The sequence below is a fragment of the Amycolatopsis sp. cg9 genome (genome assembly GCF_041346945.1).
In the GTDB taxonomy this organism is placed as follows: domain Bacteria; phylum Actinomycetota; class Actinomycetes; order Mycobacteriales; family Pseudonocardiaceae; genus Amycolatopsis.
The window spans coordinates 404665-418796 of record NZ_CP166850.1; the positions used below are offsets into that span (position 1 = coordinate 404665).

Annotated in this window: 1 protein-coding gene; it reads right to left on the reverse strand. The window is 75.1% G+C overall.

The window, feature by feature from the left end:
• Positions 1-17: 17 nt before the first annotated feature.
• Positions 18-14129, reverse strand: coding sequence for a type I polyketide synthase (locus AB5J73_RS01745; protein WP_370967402.1), 14112 nt, complete (start codon positions 14127-14129; stop codon positions 18-20).
• Positions 14130-14132: the final 3 nt, after the last annotated feature.

Genomic DNA, 14132 nt, shown 5'->3' on the forward strand with positions numbered 1-14132 from the left:
CTCCTAGGTGCGAAAGGTCAGGGGGTGCGCAGGCCGTCGAGGACGTCGAACAACTCGTCGTCGGTCGCCGTACCGAGGTCGCGGTCCCCGGGCGCCGGCTCGGCGGTGTTCAGCCGGCTCAGCAGCGTCGTCAGCCGCAGCGCCAGCTCGGTGCGCGCCGAGCCGTCGGCGACACCATCCGCGAGCGCCGCCTCCAGCCGGTCGAGCTCGGCCAGGCCGGGGGCCGCGTCGCCGGGCAGGAGCTCGGCGAGGACGTGCGCGGCGAGGGCCTGGGCACTCGGGTGGTCGAAGACGAGCGTGGCGGGCAGCCGCAGCCCGGTGGCCGTCGCGAGCCGGTTGCGCAGGTCGACCGCGGTGAGCGAGTCGAACCCGAGCTCCTGGAACGCTTGGGCCGGGTCGAGCGCCGACGGCGAGTCGTGCCCGAGCACGGTCGCCGCCATGCCGCGGACCAGCTCCAGCACTGTCCGTTGCCGCTCGACGACCGACATTGCCAGCAGCCGCTCCCGAAACGCTTCCATCGTCCCGATAGCGGCCGCGTCGGCCTCGGCTTCCGCGGCGAGGAGGCGCCGGACGTCCTCGATCCCGCCGAGCAGCGGACTCGGCCGCGCCGAGGTGAACGCGGCGGTGAACCGCGCCCAGTCGACGTCGGCGACCGCGACGAAGGTGTCGTCGAGGTCGAGCGCTCGCTGCATCCCGCGCGTGCCGGCCGCCGTCGCCATCGGGGACAGGCCGTGCCACTCCGGGTTGAGGTCCATCAGGTCCTCGACCACGACGCCGTCGTCGAGCACGTGCCGGGCGTCCCACACGCCCCAGGCGATCGACGTCGCCGTGCGCCCGCTCGCCCGCCGCCGCTCGGCGAGCGCGTCCAGGTAGGCCGACCCCGCCGCGTAGGCGCCGTGGTCACCGCTGCCCCAGACCCCGGCGATCGAGGAGAAGAGCACGAACGCGTCGAGCTCGCGGCCGGCGAACAGCTCGTCGAGGTGCGCGGCCCCGGCGACCTTCGCGGCCAGGACGTCGGCGAACTCGTCCACAGTGGACTCGGCCAGCGCGGTGAGCCGGATCAGCGCGGCGGCGTGCACCACCGACCGGATCGGCCCGTGGCCCGCCTCGACCTTCTCGACGAGGGTCGCCAGCGCGTCCCGGTCGGCGACGTCGCACGCCGCGACGGTGACCGCCACCCCGGCCGCCTCGAGTTCGGCGGCCAGCTCGGCCATCCCGGCCGCCGCGCGCCCCCGGCGGCTGGTGAGCACCAGGTGCTCCGCTCCGTCCGCGGCGAGCTTGCGGGCGATCACCGGGCCGAGCGCGCCGGTCGCGCCGGTGACCAGGACGGTGCCGCGCGGCCGCCACGGGGCCGGCACGGTGGCCGGCCGCGCGGCTCGGACCAGGCGCCTGCCGAAGACGCCGTCACCGCGGACGGCGACCTGGTCTTCCGCACCGTCACCGGTGATGGTGGCGAGGGCGCGCCGGAGGGCGTTTCCGTCCGGTTCGGCGGGCAGGTCGACCAGGCCGCCCCAGCGCTGCGGCTGCTCGAGGCCGACCACCCGGCCGAAGCCCCAGGTCTGGGCCTGTACCGGGTCCGGCGGCAGGTCCCCGGGCGTGACGCGCACGGCTCCCCGGGTCACGCACCACAGGGGTGCGGTGATCCCGGCTTCGGTCAGCCGCTGGGACAGCACGAGGTTCGCGACGAGCCCGGCCGTGACACCCGGCCGGAGTTCGGACCGGTCGGCGGCGAGCAGCGAGACCACGCCGGTGAACTCGCCGGCCAGCTCCTCGCCGGGCCCGGCGACCACGACGTGGTGGCCCTGCCGGGTGAACTCCGCGACCAGCGGATCACCGGTGTCCGGGGTGACGACCAGCCACCGGCCGGGCTCGCCCGCGACCGGCTCGGCGGCCGGTTCCCACTCGACGGTGTAGCGCATCGAGTCCAGCGCGGACTCGTCCGCGCGGTCGGCCCGCCAGCGCGCCAGCGCGGGCAGCACCGACGCCACCGCTTCGGAGTCGGCGCCGAGCACCGCGGCCAGCCCGGCCGGGTCGCCCGCGGCCACCGCGGACCAGAACCCGGCGTCGTCCGCCTTCGCCGCCGCGGGCAGCTGGAAGTCCAGCCAGAACCGCTGGTGCTGGAACGGGTACACCGGCAGCTCGACCCGGCGGGCCCCGGGGAAGACCCCGGTCCAGTCGACCGGCACGCCCTGGACGTACAGCTCGGCCGCCGACAGCAGGACCCGGTCGGCGCCACCCGCGTCGCGCCGGAGGGTGCCGCCGGTGACGACCGGGCGGCCGGCGTGCTCCGCCGTCTCGCCGATCGCCATCGTCAGCACCGGGTGCGGGCTGCACTCGACGAACACGCCGTGCCCGGAGTCCAGCAGCGCACGGGTGGCCTGCTCGAACTCCACGGTCTGGCGCAGGTTGCGGTACCAGTAGGACGCGTCGAGCGCGGTGGTTTCGACCGGCGCACCGGTCACCGTCGAGAAGAACGGCACCCGGCCGGCCACCGGGGTCACCGGAGCCAGCAGCTCGGCGAGCCGGTCCTCGATGCGGGACACGTGGGCCGAATGCGAGGCGTAGTCCACCGGGATCCGCCGGACGCGCACCCCTTCCGCGGCGCAGGCGTCGTGGAAGCGGGTCAGCTCGTCCGCTCCGCCGGACACGACGACCGCCGCGGGCCCGTTCACCGCGGCGACCGACAGGTCCGCGTAGTCCGCCAGCCGGGCGCGCACGGCGTCGGCGCCGAGCGCGACGGAGACCATCCCGCCCTGTCCGGCCAGCTCGCGGATGGCCTGGCTGCGCAAGGCGACCACCCGGGCACCGTCCGACAGGGACAGTCCGCCGGCGACCACGGCCGCGGCGATCTCGCCCTGGCTGTGCCCGAGCACCGCGGCCGGCCGGACGCCGAGCGACTCCCAGACCGCGGCGAGCGACACGAGGATCGCCCACAGCACCGGCTGCACGACGTCGACCCGCTCGATCGGCTCGCCCGCACGGACGACGTCCAGCAGCGCGAAGTCCACATAGGACGTCAGGGCGGCCGCGCACTCGGCCATCCGCGCGGCGAACACCGGGGACGCGTCCAGGAGCTCGGCGGCCATGCCGGTCCACTGCGATCCCTGCCCGGGGAAGACGAACACGACCTTGCCGGGGGTGCCGGCGACACCCTCGGCGACGCCGGGCCCGGCCAGCTTCGCCAGGCGGTCGCGGAGTTCGGCGGCGTCCCGGCCGACGACGACGGCCCGGTGCGCGAACTCCGACCGCGTCGTCGCCAGGGAGAACCCGATGTCGGCCGGGTTCTGTTCACCCGCTCGAACCAGCAAGTTCGCGGCCTGCTCCCGCAGCGCCTCAGTGGTCCGGGCCGAGAGCACCCACGGCACGGCGCCGTCCAGCGCACCCAATGTGGCGTTCGGTGCGTCAGACGCAACCAACGCCACATCGGGGCGCTCTGGCTCCTCCAGGATCAGGTGCGCGTTGGTGCCGCTGACACCGAAGGAGGAAACCCCGGCTCGGCGCGGCTTCCCGCCCGGCGCCCACGGCCGCGGCTCGGTGAGCAGCTCGACCGAGCCCGCCGTCCAGTCGATCTGCGTCGAGCGTTCGCCGGCGTGCAGGGTGCGTGGCAGGACGCCGTGGCGCAGGGCCATGACCATCTTGATCACGCCCGCGACGCCGGACGCGGCCTGCGTGTGGCCGATGTTCGACTTGACGCTGCCCAGCCACAGCGGCTCCGAGCGGTCCTGGCCGTAGGTGGCCAGCAGCGCCTGGGCCTCGATCGGGTCGCCCAGCGACGTCCCGGTGCCGTGCGCCTCGACCGCGTCCACATCGGACGGGGCCAGACCGGCGTTCGCCAGCGCGGCCCGGATCACCCGCTGCTGCGACGGGCCGTTCGGGGCGGTGAGGCCGTTCGACGCGCCGTCGGAGTTGACCGCCGAGCCACGGATGACCGCGAGCACCGGGTGACCGTTGCGCCGCGCGTCGGACAGCCGTTCCAGGACGACCATGCCGATGCCTTCGGCCATGCCCATCCCGTCCGCTTCGGCGGAGAACGCCTTGCAGCGACCGTCCTTCGCGAGCCCGCGCTGGCGGCTGAACAGCACGAACGGCGCCGGTGACGCCATCACGGTCACCCCGCCGGCGATCGCCAGTTCGCTTTCCCCGCTGCGCAGGGACTGCCCGGCCATGTGCAGCGCGACGAGCGACGACGAACACGCCGTGTCGAGGGTGACGGCCGGGCCTTCGGTGCCGTAGGTGTAGGCGAGCCGGCCGGCGGTGACGCTCATCGACGTGCCGGTGAGCAGGTGCCCTTCGGTGCCTTCCGGCGGTTCGGCCAGGTTGGCGCCGTAGGACGACGTGCTGGCGCCGACGAACACGCCGGTCCGGCTGCCGCGCAGGCTGCCCGGGGTGATGCCGGCGTTCTCGAACGCCTCCCACGACGTCTCCAGGAGCAGCCGCTGCTGCGGGTCCATCGCGAGGGCTTCTCGGGGGCTGATCCCGAAGAACGCGGGGTCGAAGCCGGCGACGCCGTCGAGGAAGCCGCCTTCCCGGACGTAGGTCTTGCCGGGGGCGTCCGGGTCGGGGTCGAAGAGCCCGCCGAGGTCCCAGCCGCGGTCGGCGGGGAACGCGGAGATGCCTTCGCCACCCGCGTCGAGCATCCGCCACAGGTCGTCGGGCGAGCCGACGCCGCCGGGGAACCGGCAGCTCATGGCGATGATCGCGAGGGGCTCGTCCGACTTCGCCGCGGTGACGGGAGCGGCGGTCTCCGCCCCGCCGCCGAGGTGCCGCGCCAGCGCTTCGGGGTTCGGGTAGTCGAAGACGAGGGTCGCGGGCAGCCGCCGGCCGGTGGCCGCCTGAAGGCGGTTGCGCAGCTCGATGGCGGTGACCGAGTCGAAGCCGAGGTCGCGGAAGGCCCGGTCGGCGTCGACGTCCGCGCCGGAGTCGTAGCCGAGCACGGCCGCGACCTGCGCGCGGACGACCCCGAGGAAGTCGGTCGCCGCTTCCGGGGCCGCCTCGGCGACGAGCCGCCGGACCTCGGGGATCTCGCGGAACAGCGGGCTCGGCGTCCCCGACACCGCGACGACGCGGGCCCAGTCGATGTCGACGACGACGGCGCTGGTCTCGTCGTGGTCGAGCACGCGCTGCAGCGCCGCGATCGCCAGGTCCGGGTCCATCGCCGGGACACCGCGGGAGAGCATGCGCTCCTCGACGGCGCCGGTGGCCATGCCACCCGCGGCCCAGTGCCCCCAGACGACGGCGGTCGCGGGCAGCCCCTCGGCCCGCCGCCGGCGCGCGAGGGCGTCGACGAAGGCGTTGCCGGGGGCGTAGTTGCCCTGGCCCGCGGCGCCGAACATGCCGCCGAAGGAGGAGAACAGGACGAAGGCGTCGAGATCGCGGTCGCGGGTCAGCTCGTGCAGGTTGACCGCGGCTTCGGCCTTCACGCTCAGGACGTGCTCGACCTGGTCGAGGGTGAGCTGCTCCAGCAGCGCGTCGTCGAGCGCGGCGGCGGTGTGGACGACCGCGGTCAGCGGGACGTCCGCCAGCAGGGCTTCGAGCGCCGCCCGGTCGGCGAGGTCCACTGTGGACACGGTGACCCGGCAGTGTTGTTCCAGCTCGGCCACCAGCTCGGGGGCACCGGGAGCGTCGAGGCCCCGCCGTCCGGTGAGGATGACGTGCTCGGCACCACCGCGGGCGAGCCACCGGGCGACGTGCGCGCCGAGCGCCCCGGTGCCGCCGGTGACCAGCACGGTTCCGCTGGGCCGCCAGGACTTCGCGGTCTCGCCGTCGGTGGCGTGCGCCAGCCGCCGGGCGAGCACTCCGGTGGTCCGGACCGCGAGCTGGTCTTCACCGCCCGGGGCGGCCAGCACGGCCGCGACCCGGTCGGCGACGTCCCCCGTGACGGGCAGGTCGATCAGGCCACCCCAGCGGCCGGGGTGCTCCTGGCCGACGACCGGGCCGAGACCCCAGACGAGGGCCTGCTCGGGATCGACGACGGGGTCGGCCGGGCCGGTGCTCAGCGCGCCCCGGGTGGTGACCCAGAGCGGCGCTTCGACGCCCGCGTCCCCGAGCGCCTGGACGAGGGTGACGGTGGCGGCGTGCGCCAGCGGCACGGCGGGGTACGCCGGGTGCCGCCCGGGCGCGGCGGCCAGCAGGGAAAGGACCCCGGTGACGTCCTGGCGTTCGCCGAGGAGTCCCGCGAGCGTCGCACGGTCGGCGGCGGGGTCGACCGGCAGCCGGGTGACCTCCGCACCGTGCGCGGTGAGCGCGGTTTCCAGCGCCTCGGCGGTACCGGCGACGTTCTGGCCCCCGGCCAGCACCGCACGGCCGGCGGCCGGGCCGACCGGCAGCGGGGTGGCACCGTGCGCGTCGGCGGCGCCGTCCTCAGGGACTACCAGCAGCCACCGGCCGGTGAGCTGGGCCGCGGCGGGCCTCAGGGGACGCCAGATGACGCGGTAGCGCCAGCCGTCCACAGTGGACTTCTCCTGGCTGCGCCGCCGCCAGGACGACAGGACCGGCAGCACCGAGTCCAGGGCTTCACGCTGCTCCTCGCCAACACCGAGCGCGCTCAGGTCCGCGCGCTCGAGCGCGTCCCAGAACCGGTCGTCGACCGGGTTCGCCGAGCGCGGCTCCGGCTCGCTCGGCCAGAACCGCCGGTGCCGGAAGGGATACGTCGGCAGCTCGACCCGGGCCGCGCCGGTGCCGCGGAACGCGACCGTCCAGTCGACCGGGACACCGGCCACGAACGCCTCCGCCAGCGACCGCGTGAGCCGGTCGGCACCGCCGTCGGCCCGGCGCAGGGTGCCGGTGACCACCACCTCACGAGCGTCGGCCGTCTCCTCGACGCCCGCCGTCAGCACCGGGTGCGCGCTGCACTCGACGAACGCGGTGTGCCCCGACTCCAGCAACCCGCCGATGGCCCGGTCGAACCGGACGGGTTCCCGCAGGTTGCGATACCAGTAGCCCGCGTCCAGGGAAGCGGTGTCCAGTTCTTCCCCGGTCACCGCCGACACGAACGGGATCCGGCTCGACCGCGGCGCGACCTCGGCCAGCACCGACGCCAGCTCTTCGGCCAGCAGCTCGACCTGCGCCGAGTGCGACGCGTAGTCGACGGCGATCCGCCGCGCCCGCACGTCCACCGAAGCCAGCAGCTCGTCGAGCGCCGCGGCCTCCCCCGACACCACGACCGACGACGGGCCGTTCACCGCGGCGACCGAAATCCGCGCACCCCACGATGCGATCAGCTCACGCACTCGCGAGACCGGCGCGGCCAGCGACACCATGCCACCCAGCCCGGACAGCCGCAGGATCGCCTTGCTCCGCAGGGCGACCACCCGCGCACCATCCTCAAGGGACAGTCCACCCGCGACCACCGCGGCCGCGATCTCGCCCTGGGAGTGCCCCACGACCGCGTCGGGTTCGACGCCGTATGAGCGCCAGACCTCGGCCAGCGAGACCATCACCGCCCAGAGGACGGGCTGCACGACGTCGACCCGCTCCAGATCACCGTCGAGCGCGTCCAGGAGCTTCCAGTCCACAAAGGGCTCCAGCGCCGCCGCGCACTCCGCCATCCGCGCCGCGAACACCGGCGAAGTTTCGAGCAATTGCCGGCCCATCCCGGTCCACTGCGAACCCTGACCAGGGAACACGAACACCACCCGGCGCCCCGGCCGGGCCACCCCGGTGATCGCGTCGCCGTCGAGGACCACCGCGCGGTGCTCGAACAGCGCCCGGGTGGTGGCCAGCGAGAACCCGACGTCCAGCACGTCACCGTCCACCCGGGACATCTGCGCCCGCAAGGCTTCCGCGCTCCGGGCCGAGAACACCCACGGCACCACCGGCGGCACCACTCGCTCGACCTCGGCGACCGAGACCTCGGGAGCCGCTTCGAGGATGACGTGCGCGTTCGTCCCGCTGATGCCGAACGACGACACCGCCGCCCGCCGCGGCCGGCCCGTCGACGGCCACGGCTCGGGCTCGGCGAGGAGCCGGATCGCGCCGGAGGACCAGTCCACGTGCGGGGTCGGCGTCGAAGCGTGCAGGGTGCGCGGCACCGTGTCGTGGCCGAGCGCGAGCACCATCTTGACGACACCGGCGACCCCGGCGGCGGCCTGCGCGTGCCCGATGTTCGACTTGACCGAGCCGAGCAGCAACGGGTGCGCGCGGTCCTGGCCGTACGTCGCCAGCAGCGCGTCCGCCTCGATCGGGTCGCCGAGGGACGTCCCGGTGCCGTGCGCCTCGACGACGTCCACATCGGACGGCCGCAGCCCCGCGTTCGCCAGTGCGGCCCGGATCACGCGCTGCTGCGACGGGCCGTTGGGTGCGGTGAGGCCGTTGGACGCGCCGTCCTGGTTCACCGCGGTCCCGCGCACGACCGCGAGCACCGGGTGCCCGAGCCGCCGCGCGTCGGAAAGCCGTTCCACCAGCAGCACGCCGACGCCCTCGGCCCAGCCGGCGCCGTCCGCGTCGGCCGAGAACGCCTTGCAGCGCCCGTCCCGCGAAAGACCGCGCTGGTGCGAGAACTCGACGAACGTGCCGGGCGTGGCCATCACGGTCGCGCCGCCCGCCAACGCCATCGTGCACTCGCCCGAACGCAGGGACTGGACGGCCAGGTGCAGCCCGACCAGCGACGACGAGCACGCCGTGTCGACCGTGACCGCCGGGCCTTCGAGGCCGAACGTGTAGGCGATCCGGCCCGAGGCGACACTGCCCGAGTTGCCGACGCCGAGGAAGCCCTCGACGTCGTCGGGGCCGTCGGACAGGCGCGGGCCGTAGTCGTGGTACATCAGCCCGGCGAACACGCCGGTGCGGCTGCCGCGCAGCGTGCCGGGGTCGATACCGGCCCGCTCGAACGCCTCCCACGCCGCCTCCAGCAGCAGCCGGTGCTGCGGGTCCATGGCGAGGGCCTCGCGCGGCGAGATGCCGAAGAAGCCGGGGTCGAAGTCGGCGGCGCCGTCGAGGAACCCGCCCGCGCGGACGTAGGTCTTGCCGGGCTTCGGCTCGGGGTCGTACAGCCCCTCGACGTCCCAGCCGCGGTCGGCCGGGAAGTCGCCGATGGCGTCGACGCCGTCGTCCAGGAGCCGCCAGAGGTCCTCCGGCGAGGTGACCCCGCCGGGGAACCGGCAGCTCATCCCGACGATCGCGATCGGCTCGTCCGACGCGGCCGCGGCCGCGGTCTCCCGGACGGCCGCGGCACCGCCGAGTTCGGTCCCCAGGAACGCGGCGAGCGCGACCGGTGTCGGGTGGTCGAACACGAGCGCGGCGGGCAGTCGCAGCCCGGTCGCGGCCGACAGGCGGTTCCGCAGGTCGACCGCGGTCAGCGAGTCGAAGCCGAGGTCCCGGAACGCCATCGAGAAGTCCACAGTGGACACATCAGCGTGCCCGAGCACGACGGCGACCTGCGTGCGGACGATCTCGGTCAGCAGGCGCTCGCGCCCGGCTTCGTCGAGGCCGGCCAGCCTCGACCGCAGGCCGGGATCGACCGCGGCCGCGCGGGCCGGGACCAGCTTGCGCAGCACCGGCGGCACCGGCTGGTCGCGCAGCGCGGCGACGTTCAGCTTGACCGGCACGAGCACCGCGTCGGCCAGCGTGCGGGCGGTGTCGAACAGCGCGAGGCCCTGTTCGTCGGCCAGCGGCGGGAAGCCGGCGCGGGCCATCCGCCGCCGGTCGAGGTCGGTCATCGCGCCGGTCATGCCACCGCTGCGCGCCCACAGGCCCCACGCCAGCGACTGCGCGCCCGGGCGTCGCCGCGCGAGGGCGTCGAGGACCGCGTTGGCGGCGGCGTACGCGGCCTGCCCGGCGCTGCCGAGCGTGCCGGTCGCGGAGGAGAACAACACGAAGGTCGGAGCCTCGGTGAGGTCGTCCAGCGCGAGAGCGGCGTCGACCTTGGGCCGGAGGACCCGCTCGAAGTCGTCGGCGGTCAGCGATTCCACGACGCCGTCGGCGAGCGCGCCCGCGGCGTGCACGACGGCCGTGACCTGCTCGTCCGCCAGGACCGCGGCGAGCTGCGCGCGGTCGGCGATGTCGCACTGGACGATGCGGACGTCCGCGTCCAGGTCGTCGAGGTCGGGGTTGGGCACGCCGGTGCGGCTGGTCAGCAGCAGGTGGCGGGCGCCGTACGCGGTGACGAGGTGCCGGGCCAGCAGCGAGCCGAGCGCGCCGGTACCGCCGGTGATCAGGACCGTGCCGCTGACGTCGACCGCGGGCGCGGCCTCGGCGTCCGGCTGCTCGGCGCGGAACAGCCGCGGCACGAGCACCTCGCCGTCGCGCAGGACGGCTTCGGGCTCCTCCCCGGCGGCGAGCACGGCGAGGAGCGGGGTGACGTCGTCGGTGTCGGTGTCCGCCAGCAGGAACCGGTCCGGGTGCTCGGCGCGGACCGAGCGGACCAGGCCCCAGACGGCCGCGGCCGCGGGGTCTTCGCCGGTGGTCGCGCCCCGGGTGACGAACACCAGGCGGCCGTCGCCGTCCAGGTTCGCCTGGATCGTCTCGAGCGCGTCGGCCAGGACGCGCCGGACGCTCCCGCCGACGTCGGCGGGATCACCGGTGACGGGCACCAGCGTCAGGTCGATGTCCACTTCGGACGGAATCGCGACGGGTGTCCACTCCGGACGGAACAGCGAGTCGGTGACGAGCTGCTGCGCGGCGAGCGGCCGCAGCACCAGCGACGACACGGTGGCCACCGAAACCCCGGTGCCGTCGGCGATGTCGAGCGCCACGGCGTCGTCGCCGGCGGGCCGGATCCGCACGCGCAGGGTGGCCGGGCCGCCCGCGGGCAGGACCGCCCCGGACCACGCGAACGGCATCAGCGCCCGCTCGCCGCCGCCGAGGGCCGCGGCTTGCAGGGCCGCGTCGAGGAGCGCCGGGTGCAGGCCGAAGCGGGCCGCGTCGGGCGCGAGGTCCGCGGGGAGCGCCACTTCGGCGTAGAGCTCCTCGCCCAGCTGCCAGGCCGCGCGCAGCCCGCGGAACGCCGGGCCGTACGCGAAACCCCGGGCGGCGAACCGGTCGTGGAGGCCGTCGACGTCGAGGGCTTCGGCGCCGGTGGGCGGCCAGGTCAGCAGGTCGGTGCCCGCCGGCTCGGGGCCGCCGAGCACGCCGCTCGCGTGCCGGGTCCAGCCGTCGTCACCGGCGCGGCTGAACACGCCGACCGGGCGCCGTCCGGTGCCGTCGGGCGCGCCGACCGAGACCTGGACCTCGAGGGCGCCCTGCTCGGGGAGCACCAGCGGGGTCTCCAGGACGAGGTCCTCGACGACCCGGGTGCCGGTCTCCTGCGCGGCGCGCGCGGCGAGTTCGAGCAGCGCGGTGCCGGGCAGCACCACCGAGCCGCGGACGACGTGGTCGGCCAGCCACGGGTGCGACCGCGCCGAAAGCCGGCCGGTGAACAGGTACCCGTCGCCGTCGGCGAGGGCGACGACCGCGCCGAGCAGCGGGTGCCCGGCCGAGCCGAGCCCGGCGACGTCGCCGGTGACCGCCGGGGCGTCGAGCCAGAACGGCGAGCGCTGGAACGGGTAGGTGGGCAGCTCGGCGCCGGTCGCGTCGACGCCGTCGAACTCGCGTGCCCAGTCGACGTCGACGCCGTGGCCGAAGGCGGTGCCGAGCGAGGTGAGCAGCCGCGCGCGGCCGCCGTCGCCGCGGCGGAGGGTGCCGACGCCCGCTTCGTCGAGGCCGGGGACGAGCACCGGGTGCGGGCTGCACTCGACGAACACCGGCTTGCCGCCGAAGCCGCGCACGGTCCGGTCGAAGTGGACGGTCTGCCTGAGGTTGCGGTACCAGTAAGACGCGTCGAGCGCGGCGGTGTCGAGCAGGTCACCGGTGACGGTCGAGTGGAACGGGACGTCGCCGGTGCGCGGGCGGATCGGAGCCAGTGCTTCGAGGAGTTCGGCTTCGATGGCCTCGACGTGGGCGGAGTGGGACGCGTAGCCGACGGCGATCCGCTTGGCCGGGAGGTCCTCGGCCAGCAGCTCGTCGAGGGCGGCCGCGTCACCGGAGACGACCACCGAGGACGGCCCGTTGACCGCGGCGATCGAGAGCCGCTCGCCCCACGGCTCGATCAGCTCTCGCGCGCGCTCCACCGGAACGGTGAGCGACACCATGCCGCCGAGCCCCGGCAACCGCAGGATCGCCCTGCTCCGCAGGGCAACCACGCGGGCGCCGTCCTCGAGGGACAGTCCACCGGCGACGACCGCGGCCGCGATCTCCCCCTGCGAGTGACCGATCACGGCGGCGGGCTCGACCCCGTGGGAGCGCCAGACCGCGGCGAGCGACACCAGCACGGCCCACAGCGCCGGCTGCACGACGTCGACCCGCTCCAGGTCACCGCCGAGGACGTCGAGCAGGTCCCAGCCCACGAAGGGCTTCAGCGCGGCCGCGCACTCCGCCATCCGGGCCGCGAACACCGGTTCGGTGGCCAGCAGCTCCTGCCCCATCCCGGACCACTGCGAACCCTGCCCGGGAAAGACGAATACGGCCCGGCGCGTGCCCCGCGCGACTTCGGCGCCGGCGCCCTGCTCGGCCAGCGCGGTCAGCCCGGCCCGCAGGTCCCCCGCGACGACGGCCCGGTGCTCGTACACCTGCCGCGTCTTCACCAGCGCGGCCCCGACGGCGGCCACGTCACCGTCCACAAGCGACAGCAGGTTCCGTGCCTGCGCGCGCAGGGCCGGTTCGCTCCGCGCCGAGAGCACCCACGGCACCAAGCGCCCCAATGTGGCGTTCGGTGCGTCCAGCGCACCCAATGTGGCGTTCGGTGCGTCAGATGCACCCAACGCCACATTGGGGTGCTTTGGCGACTCCAGGATGACGTGCGCGTTCGTGCCGCTCACGCCGAACGACGAGACACCCGCCCGCCGGAGGGCGCCGGTCTCCGGCCACGCCACCGGCTCGGTGAGCAGCTCGACCGCACCGGACGCCCAGTCGACGTGCGGCGACGGCGCGTCGACGTGCAGCGTCTTCGGCAGCACGCCGTGGCGCATCGCCTGGATCATCTTGATCATCCCGCCGACGCCGGCGGCGGCCTGCGTGTGCCCGATGTTGGACTTCAGCGACCCCAGCCACAGCGGCCGGTCCCGGTCCTGCCCGTACGTCGCCAGCAGCGCCTCGGCCTCGATCGGGTCACCCAGGGAAGTCCCGGTTCCGTGCGCTTCCACGGCGTCCACTTCGGACGCCGTCAGCCCCGCGTTGGCCAGTGCCGCGCGGATCACGCGCTGCTGGGCCAAGCCGTTGGGCGCGGTCATGCCGTTGGACGCGCCGTCCTGGTTGACCGCCGTCCCCCGGACCACCGCGAGGATCGGGTGGCCGAGGCGCTCGGCGTCGGAAAGCCGTTCCAGGAGCAGGACTCCGGCGCCCTCGGCCCAGCTGGTGCCGTCGGCGGCGGCCGCGAACGCCTTGCAGCGGCCGTCCGGGGCCAGCGCCCGCTGCCGGCTGAACTCGATCAGCGCGGACGGCGTCGCCATCACGGCCACGCCGCCGGCGAGCGCGAGGCTGCAGTCACCCTGGCGAAGCGCCTGCGCGGCCAGGTGGACGGCGACCAGCGACGACGAGCACGCCGTGTCGACGGTGACCGCGGGCCCTTCCAGCCCGAAGGTGTAGGCGAGCCTGCCGGAGGCGACGCTGCCCGCGCTGCCGTTGCCGAGCAGGCCCTCGAAACCCTCCGGGACCTGGTACATCCGGCCCGCGTAGTCGTTGTACATCACGCCGGCGAACACGCCGGTGCGGCTGCCGCGCAGCGCGTCCGCGGTCAGCCCGGCCCGCTCGAACGCCTCGTGCGACACCTCCAGCAGCAGCCGCTGCTGCGGGTCGATGGCGAGGGCGTCGCGCGGGCTGATGCCGAAGAACGCCGGGTCGAAGTGGTCGGCGTCGTGCAGGAACCCGCCTTCGCGGGTGTAGACCTTGCCCGGCTCGTCCGGGTCCGGGTCGTAGAGCCCCTCGAGGTCCCAGCCGCGGCGGGCGGGGAAACCGGTGACGGCGTCGCCGCCCCGGGCGACGAGGTCCCACAGTTCTTCGGGGGAACCGGCGCCGCCGGGGTAGCGGCAGCTCATCCCGATGACGGCGATCGGCTCGCCCGCCGCCGCTTCGAGCCGCCGGTTGAGTTCCCGCAGCCGGTCGCTCTCCTTGAGCGACGCGCGCAGGGCTTCGACGATCTTGTCCGGTGCTGTGGCCATGGT